Raw genomic sequence first — 16,852 nt, forward strand, 5'->3', positions numbered from 1 at the left:
AGGGATTCATGATCCGCAAGCACGCATCGGCCCATTGGGAAGGCACCATCAAGGGCGGCAAAGGCACGATTTCGACCGAGAGCGGCGCGCTTGACGCGCAGCCCTACGGTTTCAACACCCGGTTCGAGGACGCGCCCGGATCGAACCCGGAAGAACTGATCGGCGCGGCCCACGCGTCCTGTTTCTCGATGGCGCTGTCGCTGCAGCTTGAAGAGGCGGGCGTCTCGGACGTGATGATCGACACCAAGGCGGAAATCTCGCTCGACAAGGAAAGCGACGGGTTCGCGGTGAAGAAATCCGCGCTGACCGCCACCGTGAAGGGCACCGGTGACGAGGACGCCATTCGCAAGGCGGCAGAGGGCGCCAAGGAAGGCTGCCCGATTTCGAAGCTTCTGAACTGCGAGATCACGCTGGACCTGACGATCAACTGATCCGGTCTCGATCGACCAAAGTGAAAGGGCGCCCGGTTGGGCGCCCTTTCTCATGTCTTGGGACTGAAGATCAGCGCTTGAAGAGGTTCTTCTGCGCTTCGCGGCTCGAATTGTCGCTGCGCTCCTCGGCAGACAGCGCCCGGCCCGCTTTGACGGCAGGGCGTTCGCCCACTTCGTCGAGCCAGCGCTTGAGGTTCGGCTTGTCGTCGAGCGTCTGCTCCTGACCTTCCCAAAGCGAGGCCCAGCCCCAGGAGGCCATATCTGCGATCGAGTAGAAATCACCCGCGAGGTAGCGGGTCTCGGCCAGACGGCGGTCCATCACGCCATAAAGCCGCCCCGTCTCGGCGCGGTAGCGATCCTTCGCATAGGGCAGATCCTGCGGCGGCTCGAGCTTGGGCGCGTATTTCAGGAAGTGGTGCGCCTGACCGGCCATCGGGCCGAGCCCGCCGACCTGCCAGAACAGCCATTCGTCGACCGCGATCCGGTCGCGCTCGGTCTCGCCGTAGAATTGGCCGGTCTTGCGGGCGAGATATTGCAGGATCGCACCGCTCTCGAAGATCGAGACGGGTTCGCCATCCGGGCCGTCGCGGTCGATGATCGCGGGCATCCGGTTGTTGGGCGAGATTTTCAGGAACTCGGGCGCGAATTGCTCGCCCTTGCCGATATTCACCAGGTGGGTCTCGTAGGGTAGGCCCATCTCTTCGAGCGCGATGGAAATTTTCCAGCCGTTCGGCGTGGGCCAAAAGTAGAGGTCGATCATGGGGTCTCCGTCAGGTTAGGCGGCGGGTTCCGCTCTACTTTGCTGCTCGCTGGAACGAGGGCAATGCGAAACCCGATGTGCGTGGACGCGCAAACAGGCGCGACCAGCGTGGGTCTTGCGCCTTGGGGAGTGCTTCCGCGAGGAAGGGAAGCGGCAGTCGGTCGGGTTGGCGCAGCACTTGGCGATAGAGGTCGAACAGCCCCTCGCGCATGTAGCAGGCGAAATGGCACACGCGTTTCGCGGGCGGAGCGACTGGATAGCCGAGGTCTTCGAGAACCCCGATCACCTCGGGCGCGTCGATCTGCAGATCGAGCCAGTTGCGCATGGGCTGCGACAGGCCATTTCCCAAAGACCGCTCGCGCCCGCCCGCGACGCCCCACTCGAACAGGAAATCGAACAGGTCATTGTCGCGGCTGGTGACGTTGAGTACCTCGCAGGAACGGCCCGCAGGGCTCGCCATCGCCTCCTCGGCGCGGCTCTGAAACTCGGCGGCGGCCAGCAGCACCATGCGCGCGACTTGGCCCCCATGGGCATGGCGCAGGGCCCGCAGCGCGACCCGTGCGCCCATCGAATGGCCGATGATGCCCACTGGACGCCCGGTCGCGGCATGAAGCGCGCCGATCAACCGTGCAAGGCGCTGGGCGGCGATCTCGGCCATGTCGTAGATCCGGGTCAGACGTCCCGCGGATTGCCAGCTGAACGCGATGCCCAGCCCTTCGCCCGGATTGGTGCCATCGAAGCCGAGCGCGCGCGGCCAGCTGATCGCGGTGTGCAGATTGAAGCTCGGCTCCATCGCGAAGATATGCTGATAGGGATCGCGCCCCTCGACGCCCGCCGCATAGCCGTAGCCGTGGATCATCACCACGACCGGTGCGCCTTCCGGCAGCGCGCGCGCCTGAGCGATGACATCGGCGGGCAGCTCGGAGCTGGCATGGACTTTGAGAAGCGGCATTGAGGCCTCGGAGGAGGAGCGCAGGCGCGGGTTGAAGTTTTAATCCGAACGCGGCTTTTCGTCGGAAAGTTCCCATGCCCTCGCGTGAGCCTGCGGCGGCGGGCGCTTTCGTTTCGTGCGAATGGGACATCACCGCTATGCGTTGACCCTACGCCGCCTGCGCGCTATCGCAGCCCAAAGCCGCGACAGACCGCCGCAGGAGGCCCCGATGACCGAGCGCAAGACCCGCACCAAACTCGTCCATGACGGCATTCGCCGCAGCCAATATGGCGAGCTGGCCGAGGCGATGTTCCTGACGCAGGGCTTTGCCTATCCGTCGGCCGAAGCCGCCGAGGCGCGGTTCCTCAACGCCTCCGACGACGAGTTCATCTATGCGCGCTACGGCAACCCCACCACGCGCATGTTCGAAGACCGGATGGCCTCGATCGAAGGCACCGAAGACGCTTTCGCCTGCGCCTCCGGCATGGCCGCGATCAACGGCGCGTTGACCTGCCTCGTGAAGGCGGGCGATCACATCGTGGCCGCGCGCCAGATGTTCGGCTCCTGCCTGCATGTGCTGAAAGTGCTGCAGGGCTTCGGCGTGGATGTGACGCTGGTCGACGGCACCGATCTCGACGCGTGGCGCGCCGCGATGCGCCCCGAGACGAAGGTCTGCTTCTTCGAGAGCGTATCGAATCCGGGCCTCGAAGTGATGGATGTCGAAGGCATCGTGAAAATCGCCCATGAGGGCGGCGCGACGGTGGTGGTGGACAACGTCTTCGCCTCGCCGGTTTTCTCGCGTGCAGTGGAACTTGGCGCAGATGTGATCGTCTATTCCGCGACCAAGCATATCGATGGCGGCGGGCGCGTGCTCGGCGGTGTCGTGCTGGGCTCGAAAGAGTATATCCGCGGCCCGCTGGAAACTTACGTGAAGCACACCGGCGGCGCGATGAGCCCGTTCCATGCCTGGGTTCTGCTGAGCGGGTTGCAGACGCTCGATCTGCGGGTGCGCGCGCAGGCGGCGAACGCGGCTGCCGTGGCCAGCGCCGTTGCGGGCCATGAGAAACTCGCCCGCACCGTCTATCCCGGCCTGATGGATCATCCCCAACATGCATTGGCGATGGAGCAGATGGGCTCGGGCGGCACGATGCTCGCGCTCGACCTGAAAGGCGGCAAGGAGGCGGCGTTCCGCTTCCTCAACGCGCTGCAGATCGTGTCGATCTCGAACAACCTCGGCGATGCGAAATCCATCGCTACCCATCCGGCGACGACGACCCACAAGAATCTGTCGGAAGAGGAGCGGGCGGCGATCGCGATTACCCCCGGTCTGATCCGCATTTCGATGGGGATCGAGGACGGGGGCGATCTGATCGCCGACATCAAGGGGGCGCTCGACGCGGCCTGAACGGGGTGAACCGATTGCCGCGAACCGGCGTATTGTCTTGGACATCGCCCTCGAAAACCCCATATCTGGCGGGACCGGGCGCACCGGAGGACAGGATATGAACGTGCAAGGCAGGATCGACACCCCCGACAATAACGACGCCCGCGCCGCGCTCGAAGTGCTGCGCGCATGGGCGGCAAAGGCCGACCCGGTCGAGGTCGCACAGCTCGACCCGGCGATCGCGCGGCTGCTGCCGGGCCACGCGGTCTCGAACTACCCCGATCTGAGCCGCGACTATGACGCGGATTTCGAGGCGGACGAGACCTACAAGGCGACGATGCCCGACCTGCAGAACGGCCCGTCCTCGCTGATCGTGGGCGCCCATACCCGGATCGAACATGTCGGTATCTCGAATTTCCGCCTGCCGGTCCGGTTTCATACCCGCGACAATGGCGATCTGACGCTGGAGGCGTCGGTCACCGGGACGGTCAGCCTCGAAGCGGAGAAGAAGGGCATCAACATGTCCCGCGTGATGCGCAGCTTCTACGTCCACGCGGAGAAGACTTTCTCCTTCGAGGTGATGGAAGCCGCGCTCGACGATTACATGGATGATCTCGAGAGCTTCGACGCCCGTCTGATGATGCGCGTCTCGTTCCCGGTGAAGCGGCCCTCGCTGCGCTCCGGGCTGGAAGGCTGGCAGTATTACGATATCGCGCTGGAACTGATCGAGACGGCCGGGGTGCGCACCAAGGTGATCCACCTCGATTACGTCTATTCCTCGACCTGCCCGTGCTCGCTGGAGCTGTCCGAACATGCCCGCGCCAGCCGTGGCCAGCTGGCCACGCCCCATTCGCAGCGCTCCGTCGCGCGGATCTCCGCGGTGGTCGAGCCGGGCGAGGTGCTGTGGTTCGAGGACATGATCGATCTCGCCCGCGCCGCCGTGCCCACCGAGACGCAGGTCATGGTCAAGCGCGAGGACGAACAGGCCTTCGCCGAACTGAACGCCGCCAACCCGATCTTCGTCGAGGATGCCGTGCGCGCCTTCGCCGAGCGCCTTCTGGCGGATGCCCGTATCGGCGATTTCCGCATCGTCGCCAGCCATCAGGAAAGCCTGCACAGCCACGACGCCGTGGCCATGCTGACCGAGGGCGAGACCTTCGCGTCGGCCAGCGTCGATCCGAAGCTGTTCGCCACGCTGATCCATCAGGGCTGAGAGCGGGCAACGGGTGCTGTCCCGGCGCGCGTTGACGCGCGTTGCAGGCGGTGAGGGGGCGCTGCCCCCGCCCTCCGGGCCCCCCGGGATATTTTCACAAGAGCGAAGACGGGCGCGGAAGCTCACGTCAGGCGAACATATGCCGAACATGCCCCTTTCCCTCTGAGGGCCGAACCGCTAGATTGCCTCCCATGAATTGGGCTGATGACGACGATCCGTATGAAGGGGCTGCGAGCCTGTCGCAACGTGCCATGGCGGGCGCCATGCAAGCGCGGAGCGCGCCGTATCTCGAGAAACTGAACCCCCAGCAGCGCCAGGCCGTCGAGACGCTCGACGGGCCGGTCTTGATGCTGGCAGGTGCGGGCACGGGCAAGACCTCGGCGCTGACCGCGCGGATCGCGCATCTGATCCACACCGGCCGCGCGCGCCCGAACGAGGTGCTGGCGGTGACCTTCACCAACAAGGCCGCACGCGAGATGAAAGAGCGTGTGGGCCGCCATCTGGGCGGTGCGATCGAGGGGATGCCGTGGCTCGGCACCTTCCACTCGGTCTGCGTGAAGCTCCTGCGCCGCCATGCCGAACTGGTGGGGCTGAAGTCGAATTTCACCATTCTCGACACGGACGACCAGATCCGGCTGCTCAAGCAGCTGATCGTGGCCGCGAACATGGACGAGAAGCGTTGGCCCGCGCGGCAGCTTGCGGGTCTCATCGACGGCTGGAAGAACAAGGCGCTGACGCCCGAGAAGGTCTCGGGGCGTGAGACGGCGGCTTTCGACAATCGCGGGTCCGAGCTCTACGCCGCCTATCAGGCGCGGCTGAAAACGCTCAACGCGGTCGATTTCGGCGATCTGCTGCTGCACATGGTCACGATTTTTCAGACCCACGGGGACGTGCTCGCGCAATATCAGCGCTGGTTCAAATACATCCTCGTCGACGAGTATCAGGATACCAACGTCGCGCAATATCTGTGGCTGCGGCTTCTGGCGCAGGGCCACAAGAATATCTGCTGCGTGGGCGATGACGACCAGTCGATCTATGGCTGGCGCGGCGCCGAGGTCGGCAACATCCTGAAATTCGAGAAGGATTTTCCCGGCGCCGCGGTGATCCGGCTGGAGCAGAACTACCGCTCGACCGCGCATATCCTCTCTGCCGCGTCCGGGCTGATCACGGCCAATGAGGGCCGTTTGGGCAAGGAACTCTGGACCGAGGCCGAGGGCGGCGAGAAGGTGCGCCTGATCGGCCATTGGGACGGCGAGGAAGAAGCCCGTTGGATCGGCGAAGAGGTCGAGGCGATCCAGCGCGGGACCCGCGGCAACCCACCCATCAGCCTGAATTCGCAGGCCATTCTCGTGCGCGCCTCGCATCAGATGCGCGCCTTCGAGGATCGGTTCCTGACGATCGGTCTGCCCTATCGCGTCATCGGTGGGCCGCGCTTCTACGAGCGGCTCGAGATCCGCGATGCGATGGCCTATTTCCGCCTCGTGACCTCGCCCGATGACGATCTGGCTTTCGAGCGGATCATCAACACCCCCAAGCGCGGCCTTGGCGACAAGGCGCAGCAGCGCATTCAGGTGGCCGCCCGCGAGAATGGGCTGAGCCTGCTGGACGGCGCGCGGCTGTTGGTGGCCGAAGGCGCGCTCTCGGGCAAGGCGGGCGGGCAGTTGCGGCTCTTCGTAGAGAATGTCGCGCGCTGGCATGAGGAGGTCTTGCAGGCCTCGCCCGCGACCGCCGTGACACGGGCCGAGGATGACGACCTGCTGATCGAGCCCGCCGAGGATGGTGTGGCGCCCGCGAATGACCTCAGCCATGTGCGTCTGGCAGAACGGATCTTGGAAGAGTCCGGCTATGTCGAGATGTGGCAGAACGACAAGACGCCGGAAGCGCCGGGACGGCTCGAGAACCTCAAGGAACTCGTTAAGGCGCTGGAGCAGTTCGACAATCTGCAGGGCTTCCTCGAACACGTCGCGCTGATCATGGACAACGACAAGGCCGAGACCGAGGAAAAGGTCTCGATCATGACGCTGCACGCGGCGAAGGGCTTGGAATTCCCCGTGGTCTTCCTGCCGGGCTGGGAGGACGGGCTGTTCCCGTCGCAGCGCTCGATGGATGAAAGCGGCCTGAAGGGCCTCGAAGAAGAGCGCCGCCTGGCCTATGTCGGCATCACCCGCGCCGAGGAGCTGTGCACGATCTCCTTCGCAGGCAACCGCCGCGTCTATGGTCAATGGCAAAGCCAGATGCCCTCGCGCTTCATCGACGAATTGCCGCCCGCCCATATCGACGTGCTGACGCCTCCGGGCCTCTATGGTGGTGGCATGAACGGCGGCGGCTTCGGCGGCTCCTCGGCGATGGAAGATCGCGTCTCGCGCGCCGATGTCTACAATTCGCCCGGCTGGCGGCGTCTGCAAAACGCGCAATCGCGCGGGACCAGCCAACCCCGCGAGGCGCGCCATATGGTGATCGACGCCAAGGGCGAGAGCGATTACGAGATCGGCGACCGGGTCTTCCACAAGAAGTTCGGCTATGGCGAGGTGATGGGCTCGGAAGGCGACAAGCTGGTGGTCGAGTTCGACAAGGCGGGCGAGAAACGTCTGCTGTCGAGCTTCGTCGTGCCCGCCGCCGATGCCGACGACGTGCCGTTTTAACCCTTCGCCTTGGCTCAAATATCCCGAGGGGGCAGCGCCCCCTCGCTCCGTCTGGTTTAGTTCACCAGACCCGGGACCGGCAGCCCCGCCGATTGCCAGAGCAGCACGAAATTCAGCCCCAGCACCATGAGCGCGCCCAGCACCGCGAGCCACAGAATCGGCCCGCGCAGGGCGAATTTGCCCATGATGTCGCCGCGCCGGGCGAAGATCAGCAGCGCGATCATCGGGACGGGTAGGGCGATCGACAGCACCACCTGGCTCATCACCAGCGCGTCGGTCGTGTTCACCCCCAGCCAGACGACGACGAAGGCGGGCGCCATCGTGATGACCCGGCGCAGCCAGACCGGGATGCGACGGCGGATGAAGCCCTGCATGATCATCTGGCCCGCCATCGTGCCGACGACCGACGAGGAGACCCCCGAGGCGATCAGCGAGGTTAGGAAGGCCGCCGCCGCGAACCCGCCCAAGAGCGGCGTAAGCGTATGATAGGCGGTCTCGATCTCGGCGACTTCGGAATGGCCCGCATGGAAGGCCGAGGCCGCCATGATCACCATTGCCATATTGACCATGCCCGCAATCGCGAGCGCGATGATCACCTCGCGATTGGAGAACTTCACCAGCCGCGCCTTCTGCACCGGATCGCGCGTCAGGGCGCGGTTCTGCGTCAGGCCGGAATGGAGGAAAATCGCATGGGGCATCACGGTCGCGCCGATGATGCCCACCGAGATCGTCAGCGCCGTCGCATCGGGCATCGAGGGCGAGAACATCCCCGCCACGGCCCCGGACCAGTCGACCGGCGCCACGAACATCTCGGCGAGGTAGCACGCCCCGATCAGCGCCACGAGCGCGCCGATCACGATCTCCATCGGGCGGAAACCGCCGCGCTCGAACATCAAGATCGCATAGGTTACGACGGCGGTGACGCCCATCCCCCAGATCAGCGGCCAGCCGAACAGGAGCGATAAGCCAAGGGCACCGCCCAGAAATTCCGCCAGATCGGTCGCCATCGCGGCGATCTCCGAGACGATCCACATCGCGATCGTCACGGGTTTCGAGAAATTCTCGCGCGAGAGTTCCGCGAGGTTCTTGCCGGTGACGATGCCCACGCGCGCCGAGATCGCCTGAAACAGCATCGCGATCAGGTTCGCCCCCAGCACGACCCACAAAAGCGCATAGCCATAGCCCGCACCCGCCTGAATATTCGTCGCGTAATTGCCCGGGTCCATATAGGCGACCGAGGCGATGACGGCTGGCCCGAAAAACAACAGATACCCGCCGCGCCGGTTGCCCGACAGCACGGCCTCCATCGCCGTGCGGGTGCGGCTCGTCATGTTTTCCTTGCGGGTCAGTTCAGTCATGGGGGTCCTCGTCGATGCTGCTGCTGCGAAATGTAGCCTCGGCTACAAGATTCGCAAGTGGCTAATTTTCGTTGACAGGACAACAGGCGCCGCGCGAAGCTTTGCTTGGCATATCGGGCGCGACAGGTTATCCGGTCCGCTCCGGAGATGGCGCCCGACAGGCCCCCGACTGGTACCGAGACCACGACCGTCAAGGCAGGCGAATGACTGACACCGATCCCTCCCAGATCAAGGGGTTCAACCGGGCCCGAGAGCGTGCGGCGCGCGCGCTCCTGGAAGACTATGTCGAGATGATCGCCGATCTGACGGCGGAATTCGGCGAGGCGCGGATCACCGAGATCGCCGCGCGACTCGGGGTGGCCCATCCGACCGCGACGAAAGCCGTGGCGCGGCTCAAACGCGAGGGGCTGGCCGTGTCGCGGCCCTATCGCGGGGTGTTCCTGACGGAGACGGGGGAGGCGCTGGCCGCCCAGGTGCGCGAACGTCACCGGACCGTTGTGGCCCTGTTGCGCGCCGTGGGCGTGCCGGAAGAGGTTGCGGAGATCGACGCCGAAGGGATCGAGCACCATGTCTCGTCCCGCACGCTGGAGGCGTTCGAGGCTTTCCTTGCGTCAAAGGCTGGCAAATAGCTCCGACAGCCGCTCCGCCTCGCCGGCAAGACCCCAGGGCGGGTTCACGATGAACATCCCCGACCCGATCATGCCGTGTCCTTCGCGCGCGGGCGGGAAACGCACCTCATGGCTCAGCGCCTCGGGGAAATCGCGGCGCAGGGCGCGCACCATCGCCTCCTGCGCGCCCGAGGCGAGCATCGGATACCAAAGCGCGATGATGCCGACGTTCCATTTCTTCGCGATATGGCCGATCAGCTTCGGCATCGCCGTGTAATCGGCCTTTTCCTCGAAGCTCGGATCGATCAGCATCATCCCACGACGCGGCGTCGGGGGCGTCAGCGCCAGCGCCATTTCGCGCCCGTCGGCCTTATGCAGCACCGCGCCGCTGCGCCGCGTGGCGCTGCGCAGGGCGGAAAACTCCTGCGGGTGCAGTTCGCAAAGCTGGATCGTATCCATCGGGCGCAATAGCGCCTGCGCCACCAGGGGCGAGCCCGGATAGGCCTGCGCGCCGTGCTGCGCCCGCACCGCCGCCAAGGCGCGGATATAGGGGTGATCGGCGGCGAACCAGCCCAAGCCTTCCACCCGTGCGATCCCGGCCGCCGCCTCGCCGGTTTTCGCCGCCTCCGCCCCGTCAAGCGCATAGAGCCCGCGCCCGGCATGGGTTTCGAGATAGCTCAGCGGCTTGTCCTTGCGCGTCAGGTAATCGAGCGCAGACGCAAGCAGCGCGTGCTTGTGCACATCGGCCAGATTTCCGGCGTGATAGGCGTGTTGGTAAGACAGCATCGGTTCGGTCTCCTTGCGCCCTTCCTGCCGGTCGCCGCGCGCGAGGGCAATGCTCTTCTTCTCGAGAGAAATATCTCGGGGGCGCGCGAAGCGCGCGAGGCAGCGCCCCTCCATCGGGTCAGCCTGTCGGAGAGTAAAAGAAAACGGCGGCGCCCAGGGAGGAGGAGGGGCGCCGCCGTCTCTTTTCTGCCGTGAGGTCTCAGGGAGGAGGAGAGAGACCCTTCGGCACTGTCGACACCGCTTCAGGGAGGAGGAGGAAGCGGTGTCACACCCTCGGGTCCAGGGAGGAGGAGAGGACCCTCGGTATTTTGTGGCGGCACCCTCAGGGAGGAGGAGGAGAGTGCCGCCGAAACGATCGGCCCAGGGAGGAGGAGAGGGCCTTTCGTATCAGTTTGGGCCTGTCGGCCCGGATATCAAGTGCTGCACTGCAGCATGCGACAGCCTGTCGCAGCTTTGCCGATGATAGGCGGCGACCTCAGGGAGGAGGAGAGAGGTCGCCGCCTGCTCGGCGCGGATCTCTCAGGGAGGAGGAGGAGAGATCCGGGCAGCTCGGATCCGGCATCGCGGCGTCGCGCCGCATGGGGCCGGTATGTTTGGTGTGGCGGCGCTCTCAGGGAGGAGGAGAGAGAGCGCCGCCGCAGTCCTGAGCCCCAGGGAGGAGGAAAGGGGCTCGGGAAGCGAATTACTTACCGTATGCGGCCTCGTAGGCCACGCGGGTGATCATCGAGCTGTGCAGCCCGAGGTCGTTCAGCTCGCGGCTGTTGAGCGAGCGCAGTTCGTTGAGCGTCTGGCGATACACCTTGCGGCGGGCCAGGGCTTCGGTCAGTTTCGATTTCAGCGCGGCGAAGCCGCCTTCGTTCAGTTGGATGTCTTGTGCGAGTGCCATTGTGTCAGCCTCATCTATCTACTTGCGAGGGCCGCTGCCGGTTCCAGCTTGTCGACCCGAATTCGTTACTTTGCGTTCCGTCGTTGGGCTAAAGATGGCGCTAATGCTGCGACTGCACAATGCCGGGAGGCCTCATTGCCGCCATGCAGAAAATGCATGAATGATTCTGACCCATTTTTGCGATGCAGACGCAAGATATGTGCGCTTGCCTTGGGGCGTTTGGGGGATTCCTGACCATTTGGGCAGTTCTCGACTTGAACTGCGCGGCAAAAACGCCACAGTTCCGGCCAAATCACGAGCAGTCGGGCCGATGACGGACCCGGGAATGGAGGAATCTGCATGGCTCTGAGCAAGGAAACGGTTCTTGCGACGTTGCAATCGGTGGAAGTGCCGGGCGGCGGGACCGCGATCAGCCGCGATCTCGTGCGCGCGCTAGCGGTGCAAGACGGCGTGGTGCGCTTCGTGCTCGAAGGCGCGCCGCACCCCGAACTGGAAGCGATGCGCCCCGCGCTGGAAGCGGCGATCAAGGCGCTCCCCGAGGTGACGAGTGTGACGGTGGTGGTACCCGCGGGCGCGCCACGCGGTCTTGGTGGCACCGCTCAGCAATCGCAACAGCGCGGCCCCGCGATCGGCGGCCACCCCAAGCCCCAGCAAGGTCCGCAAAAGGTGCCGGGCGTGAAAAAGATCATCGCTGTCGGGTCCGGCAAGGGCGGCGTGGGCAAATCCACCGTCGCGTCGAACCTCGCCGTGGCGCTGACGCGCGCGGGCAAGCGGGTCGGTCTGCTCGACGCGGATATCTATGGTCCCTCGCTGCCGCGCATGATGGGCACGAGCAAGCGGCCCGCCTCGCCGGACGGCCAGACGATCCTGCCGCTGCAGGCGCATGGCGTCACGCTGATGTCGGTCGGCCTCATGCTCAAGGAGAGCGAGGCGGTGATCTGGCGTGGCCCGATGCTGATGGGTGCGATGCAGCAGATGCTGTTCCAGGTGAAATGGGACGAATACGGCCCGCTCGACGTGCTTTTGATCGATCTGCCGCCGGGGACGGGGGATGTGCAGCTCACGCTGTGCCAGAAAACCGAGCTGGACGGGGCGATCATCGTCTCGACCCCGCAGGATGTCGCGCTGCTCGATGCGAAGAAGGCGATCGACATGTTCCAGCGGCTGAAAACCCCGATCCACGGGTTGGTCGAGAACATGTCTTCTTATGTGTGCCCCAATTGTGGCCACGAGGCGCATCTCTTCGGCCATGGCGGGGTCGCGGCGGAAGCGAAGGCGCTGGGGCTGCCCTTCCTCGGTGCGCTGCCCGTCGATCTGGATGTGCGGCTCGCCGGCGATGCGGGCACCCCGGTCGCGGCGGGCGAGGGGCCGGCGGCCGAGGGCTATGCCGCTCTTGCGCAGGGGCTGGTCGACCGCGATCTGCTCTGATCTCAGCTCCAGGCCAAGCTCACGCCAAGAAAGGCGCCCGATCCGGGCGCCTTTTTTCTGGTCACAGGGGCGTTATGGGAAATCATGGCACCTTTCATGGAACTTCACGGGAGCGTAGAAGGCAGTGAGCGGAGATTCGCCATGAAACTGGGCGGAATCACGCCGCAATCACGCGGGTTCGCGCAAAATCACGCTGCGGTGACGGTTGAAATCGATGGGTTTCGGCGCCCAAATTGCGGCTAAAAAATCACAGGTTCCGTGTTGAGGCAAAATTTTTGGGATTTTGTGGGAAAGCCTGGGTGACCCTCTGTATACACCATATATGGTGAGCGATTCCTTGCCGTGCGCTAATTCTATGCGTCTATGTGCGAATCTCGTTGTGAAGCGCGCTCTTCGCGTCCCATATCTTCCCGTTCGTTGGTAAATTTTTTCTTGCGTGCCATGAATTCCCATGGCATCCCTAATTCATCGGAAGCGAAGACAAATAGAGGCACTAAGACCTCACGGCGAAATGCAGGTTTCATACAGGCCATCGCTTCACGAAAACAAAGAGATCCGGCGCGCGAGCGAGCAGATATCCCCATCCCCCCCAGGTGGCGCGTGCAGTCGGACATACCCAGTGATGGGAACGAGGGCGGCGGATTGGGCAGTGGCAGCAGCCCAATCCGCCGTTTTCATTCCGGGCCCCGCCCGGCGGGACAGGTGATAGGAGCGCGCTTTGGCGGGCATGTTCATAGGCGAATACACCTTCAAGGTGGACAGTAAGGGTCGCGTGTCGATCCCCGCGCTGTTTCGTCGTGAGCTGGAAGAGGGTGACCCCGAGCGCCCGAACAAAGATCGCCCTCGCATGGTCATCGTCTACGGCGCCGACACCCAGAAAATGCTTCAGATCTACACGCAGGCCGCCTTCGAGGCGCTGGCCGCCGATATCGCGGCGCTGCCGCGCGGCTCGAAGCAGCGCACGATCCTGCAGCGGATGGTTTTGTCCAAATCGCACCCGACCGAAGTCGATCCCGATGGCCGCCTGGTTCTCCCGGCGGCTTTGCGCACGAAGATCGGTCTCGACAAGGAGGCCTATTTCTCCGGCGTGGGCGAGACCTTCGAGATCTGGAACCCCGCGACCTTCGCCGCTGCCGATGAAGCCAATATCGATCAGTGGATCGAGGAGCAGGGCGAAGATTTCGACCCGCTCAGTCTTTTGTCGCAGGGGTGAGCCATGTCAGATCGGGACGCCCTGCCAGACGCCCCTCATGTCCCGGTTTTGCTGCGGCCGCTCCTTCGGGCGGTCGCGCCTGTCTCTGGGACTTGGCTTGACGGAACTTTCGGCGCGGGCGGCTATGCGCGCGGATTGCTGGAGGCGGGCGCCGACAAGGTGATCGGCGTCGACCGCGACCCGGCGGTCTTCGAGATGGCCGAAGCGTGGCGCGGCGAGTATGGCGACCGGCTGGAGCTGGTCGAAGGCACGTTCTCCGAACTCGATACCTATTCCGACGAACTGCTGGACGGGGTGGTGCTGGATCTCGGCGTCTCCTCGATGCAGCTCGATCAGGCGGATCGCGGCTTTTCCTTCATGCGCGACGGGCCGCTCGACATGCGGATGTCGCAGGAAGGGCCCTCGGCGGCCGATCTGGTGAACGAGACGGACGAGGTCGAACTCGCGGATATCCTGTACCAATACGGCGAGGAACGCGCCTCGCGCCGGATCGCCAAGGCCATTGTCGAGGCGCGCAAGACCCAGCCTTTCGAGACCACGCAGCAGCTGGTCAAAGTGATCGAGCGTTGCCTGCCGCGCCCGAAACCGGGGCAGAGCCATCCCGCCACGCGCAGCTTCCAGGGCCTGCGCATCGCGGTGAACGACGAATTCGGCCAATTGATCGAGGGGCTGGAAGCCGCGGAGCGCGCGCTGAAACCCGGCGGGCTTCTGGCCGTGGTCAGCTTCCATTCGCTCGAAGACCGGGTTGTGAAGCGTTTCTTCGCGGCGCGCTCGTCGACGGGCGGGGGCGGTTCGCGCCACGCACCGGTTCAGCAGACCCTTGATCCCGCTTTTGAAATTACCGTGAAGGGCGACGGGCCCGACGAAGAGGAGCTGGCTGAAAACCCGCGCGCACGTTCGGCCCGGCTTCGGGTGGGACGGCGCACGAACGCGCCCTCCGGCAAGGCCGATCGCACGCAGCTGGGGCTTCCGAAGCTCGTCACCGGGGAAAAGAAGGGGAAACGCCGTTGAGACTGCTTGCCTATCTTGCCGCCTCCGCCTGTGTCCTCGCGCTCGCCTTCTGGGCCTATCACGTCAACTACGACACGCAGGACCGGATCGACGAGCTGCGCGACCTCAACCGGGAAATCGCCTCGCTCAACGAGGGGCTGTCCGTTCTCAACGCCGAATGGGCCTATCTCAACCGTCCGCAGCGCCTGCGCGAACTGGTCAATCTCAACTTCACCTCGCTGCGTCTTCTGCCGATGACGCCCGAGCAGTTCGGGACCGTGGCGCAGATCGCCTATCCGACGCCGCAGGCAGATGATGCCGACGCGTTGAACGCCGATTTGTCCGGCCTGTCCGACCCGATCGAGGTCAAGGCCGATCCTGAGGGAGGCAACTGATGCGCACGCCCCTTCGTCCGCTTGCCCGTATCCTCGACGCCCGTGAAAAGGGTGAAAACCCCGACGCGATCGAACGCGAAAACCGCCGTCTGCGCGGCGAGGCCACCCGCGACAAGGCGCGTCAAAGCGCCGAGGGCCGCCTGCTGGTCATGTCGGTGATCTTCCTCGCGGCCTTCCTGACGGTGGGGCTGCGCATGGGCTCCTTCGCCGCCGCGCGCCCCGAAGAGCCGCAGACCGATTCCACGACCGAGCAGATCCACGCCCAACGCGCCGATATCGTCGACCGCAAGGGCAGGGTGCTCGCGACCAACCTGCTGACCCACTCGCTCTATGCGCAGCCGCCGATGATGATCGACCCGCTGGGCACCGTGGACAAGCTGGTGAAGATCTTCCCCGATCTCGACCGCGAGCGGCTGAAGAAGGATTTCACCGGTCATCGCAAATTCGTCTGGATCAAGCGCCGCATCAGCCCCGAGCAGATGCAGGCGGTCCACGATATCGGCGATCCCGGTCTTCTGTTTGGCCCGCGCGAGATGCGGCTTTATCCCAATGGCCACCTCGCCTCGCATATCCTTGGCGGCGCGCGTTACGGCACGGAGGGCGTGAACTCCGCCGAGATCCTCGGCGTGGCCGGTATCGAGAAGGAATATGACAAGTGGCTGCGCGATCCGTCCAATGGCGGGCAGCCGCTGAAGCTTTCGCTCGATCTGACCGTGCAGGCGGCGCTCGAAGACGTGCTCTCGGGCGGCATGAAGCTGATGAACGCAAAGGGCGCGACGGCGGTGCTGATGAAGGTCCATTCCGGCGAGATCGTCGCGATGGCGAGCCTGCCCGATTTCGACCCCAACGACCGGCCTGCGTCGCTTCTGAAGGGCGACCCCTCTGACAGCCCGCTGTTCAACCGCGCGGTTCAGGGGGTGTATGAGCTGGGCTCCACCTTCAAGATTTTCGCGGTCAGCCAAGCGATGCAGGACGGTCTGGTCACGCCCGAGACGATGATCGACACCAAGGGGCCGCTGCGCTGGGGCAAGTTCCGCATCCACGATTTCCACAATTACGGCAAGCAGTTGTCGGTCACGGACGTGATCGTGCACAGCTCGAATATCGGCACTGCGCGGATCGTCCAGAAGATCGGCCCCGAGAAGCAGCGCGAATTCCTCGGCAAGCTGGGCCTCTTGGAGCCCTCGCCGGTGGAGCTGATCGAGGCGCCGACGGGCCGCCCGATTCTGCCGAAGAATTGGTCGGAGCTGTCCGCGATGACCATTGGCTACGGCCACGGTCTCTCCGACAGCCCGCTGCAGCTCGCAACGGCCTATGCGACGATCGCCAATGACGGGCGGCGCGTGCTGCCGACGCTGATTGCCAAAGGCGGCCCGCGCAAGCCGCATAAACAGGAATTCGGTGCGCCCGAAGGCGCGCAGGTCGTGTCTCCGGCGGTGGCCCGCAAGGCGCTGGCGATGATGCGCGCCGTGGTGACGCGCGGCACGGCCAGCTACGGCAATGTCGCGGGCTATCAGGTCGCGGGCAAGACCGGCACCGCCGACAAGCCCGATCCGCAGGGCGGCTATTACGACAAGAAGGTGATCTCGACCTTCGCGGGCGTCTTCCCGGTGACCAACCCCGAATATGTGCTGGTTCTCACGCTGGACGAGCCGACGGATACCTCCGGCGACACGCCGCGCCGCACCGCAGGCTGGACCGCCGTGCCGGTCGCGGCCGAGACGATCCGCCGTGTCGCGCCGCTTCTGGGCCTGCGCCCCGAACCGACCACGCCCGACACGCTCGACGGCATCAGTCTGGTCAAGAAAGACTGACCTTTCCGGGCTG

The 16,852-nt window shown here is 64.8% G+C and carries 15 protein-coding genes; 10 read left to right on the forward strand and 5 right to left on the reverse strand.

Annotated features, from left to right (window positions below):
• Positions 1 to 8: 8 nt before the first annotated feature.
• The gene (locus tag AXZ77_RS06485) at positions 9 to 431 is read left to right on the forward strand and encodes an OsmC family protein (RefSeq protein WP_098410509.1); all 423 of its coding nucleotides are present in this window, start codon (positions 9 to 11) and stop codon (positions 429 to 431) included.
• A 70-nt stretch (positions 432 to 501) separates the two neighbouring features.
• On the opposite strand, the gene AXZ77_RS06490 is transcribed toward AXZ77_RS06485, so the two are convergent.
• The gene (locus AXZ77_RS06490) at positions 502 to 1,191 is read right to left on the reverse strand and encodes a glutathione S-transferase N-terminal domain-containing protein (RefSeq protein WP_098410510.1); all 690 of its coding nucleotides are present in this window, start codon (positions 1,189 to 1,191) and stop codon (positions 502 to 504) included.
• 34 nt (positions 1,192 to 1,225) lie between these two features.
• Positions 1,226 to 2,143: an alpha/beta fold hydrolase gene (locus AXZ77_RS06495; protein WP_098410511.1), complete on the reverse strand. Its 918-nt coding sequence runs from the start codon at positions 2,141 to 2,143 to the stop codon at positions 1,226 to 1,228.
• Positions 2,144 to 2,351: 208 nt separating this feature from the next.
• Between AXZ77_RS06495 and metZ the strand changes: the two genes are divergently transcribed.
• From metZ to AXZ77_RS06510, 3 genes are all read left to right on the forward strand, one after another.
• Complete coding sequence (gene metZ, locus AXZ77_RS06500; RefSeq protein ID WP_098410512.1) at positions 2,352 to 3,527, forward strand: O-succinylhomoserine sulfhydrylase; 1,176 nt, start codon at positions 2,352 to 2,354, stop codon at positions 3,525 to 3,527.
• A gap of 97 nt (positions 3,528 to 3,624) precedes the next feature.
• Positions 3,625 to 4,719: a GTP cyclohydrolase FolE2 gene (folE2, locus tag AXZ77_RS06505; protein WP_098410513.1), complete on the forward strand. Its 1,095-nt coding sequence runs from the start codon at positions 3,625 to 3,627 to the stop codon at positions 4,717 to 4,719.
• Positions 4,720 to 4,910: 191 nt separating this feature from the next.
• The gene (locus AXZ77_RS06510) at positions 4,911 to 7,361 is read left to right on the forward strand and encodes an ATP-dependent helicase (protein ID WP_098410514.1); all 2,451 of its coding nucleotides are present in this window, start codon (positions 4,911 to 4,913) and stop codon (positions 7,359 to 7,361) included.
• A 56-nt stretch (positions 7,362 to 7,417) separates the two neighbouring features.
• Here the strand turns inward: AXZ77_RS06510 and AXZ77_RS06515 are convergent, their stop codons facing one another.
• Positions 7,418 to 8,719 carry an Nramp family divalent metal transporter gene (locus tag AXZ77_RS06515; RefSeq protein ID WP_098410515.1) on the reverse strand — a complete coding sequence of 434 codons (1,302 nt, stop codon included), beginning with the start codon at positions 8,717 to 8,719 and terminating at the stop codon, positions 7,418 to 7,420.
• Positions 8,720 to 8,922: 203 nt separating this feature from the next.
• Between AXZ77_RS06515 and mntR the strand changes: the two genes are divergently transcribed.
• Positions 8,923 to 9,348 carry a manganese-binding transcriptional regulator MntR gene (gene mntR, locus AXZ77_RS06520; protein WP_098410516.1) on the forward strand — a complete coding sequence of 142 codons (426 nt, stop codon included), beginning with the start codon at positions 8,923 to 8,925 and terminating at the stop codon, positions 9,346 to 9,348.
• On the opposite strand, the gene AXZ77_RS06525 is transcribed toward mntR, so the two are convergent.
• Together AXZ77_RS06525 and AXZ77_RS06530 are read right to left on the reverse strand one after the other, a co-directional pair.
• Entirely contained in the window at positions 9,331 to 10,113 is a 783-nt protein-coding gene (locus AXZ77_RS06525) for a 23S rRNA (adenine(2030)-N(6))-methyltransferase RlmJ (RefSeq protein ID WP_098412457.1), read from the reverse strand. The genes mntR and AXZ77_RS06525 overlap by 18 nt on opposite strands.
• A 682-nt stretch (positions 10,114 to 10,795) precedes the next feature.
• Positions 10,796 to 10,999: a DUF1127 domain-containing protein gene (locus AXZ77_RS06530; RefSeq protein WP_098410517.1), complete on the reverse strand. Its 204-nt coding sequence runs from the start codon at positions 10,997 to 10,999 to the stop codon at positions 10,796 to 10,798.
• 339 nt (positions 11,000 to 11,338) lie between these two features.
• On the opposite strand from AXZ77_RS06530, the gene AXZ77_RS06535 reads away from it, so the two are divergent.
• From AXZ77_RS06535 to AXZ77_RS06555, 5 genes are all read left to right on the forward strand, one after another.
• The gene (locus AXZ77_RS06535; RefSeq protein WP_098410518.1) at positions 11,339 to 12,427 is read left to right on the forward strand and encodes an Mrp/NBP35 family ATP-binding protein; all 1,089 of its coding nucleotides are present in this window, start codon (positions 11,339 to 11,341) and stop codon (positions 12,425 to 12,427) included.
• Between the two features lie 727 nt (positions 12,428 to 13,154).
• Positions 13,155 to 13,640: a division/cell wall cluster transcriptional repressor MraZ gene (gene mraZ / locus AXZ77_RS06540; RefSeq protein WP_098412458.1), complete on the forward strand. Its 486-nt coding sequence runs from the start codon at positions 13,155 to 13,157 to the stop codon at positions 13,638 to 13,640.
• 3 nt (positions 13,641 to 13,643) lie between these two features.
• Complete coding sequence (gene rsmH / locus AXZ77_RS06545; RefSeq protein ID WP_098410519.1) at positions 13,644 to 14,651, forward strand: 16S rRNA (cytosine(1402)-N(4))-methyltransferase RsmH; 1,008 nt, start codon at positions 13,644 to 13,646, stop codon at positions 14,649 to 14,651.
• Positions 14,648 to 15,025: a cell division protein FtsL gene (locus AXZ77_RS06550; RefSeq protein ID WP_098410520.1), complete on the forward strand. Its 378-nt coding sequence runs from the start codon at positions 14,648 to 14,650 to the stop codon at positions 15,023 to 15,025. The genes rsmH and AXZ77_RS06550 overlap by 4 nt, the downstream gene beginning before the upstream one ends.
• Complete coding sequence (locus AXZ77_RS06555; RefSeq protein WP_255266428.1) at positions 15,025 to 16,839, forward strand: penicillin-binding protein 2; 1,815 nt, start codon at positions 15,025 to 15,027, stop codon at positions 16,837 to 16,839. The genes AXZ77_RS06550 and AXZ77_RS06555 overlap by 1 nt, the downstream gene beginning before the upstream one ends.
• Positions 16,840 to 16,852 lie beyond the last annotated feature (13 nt).

Source organism: Thioclava sp. ES.031 (genome assembly GCF_002563775.1).
Taxonomy (GTDB): Bacteria; Pseudomonadota; Alphaproteobacteria; order Rhodobacterales; family Rhodobacteraceae; genus Thioclava.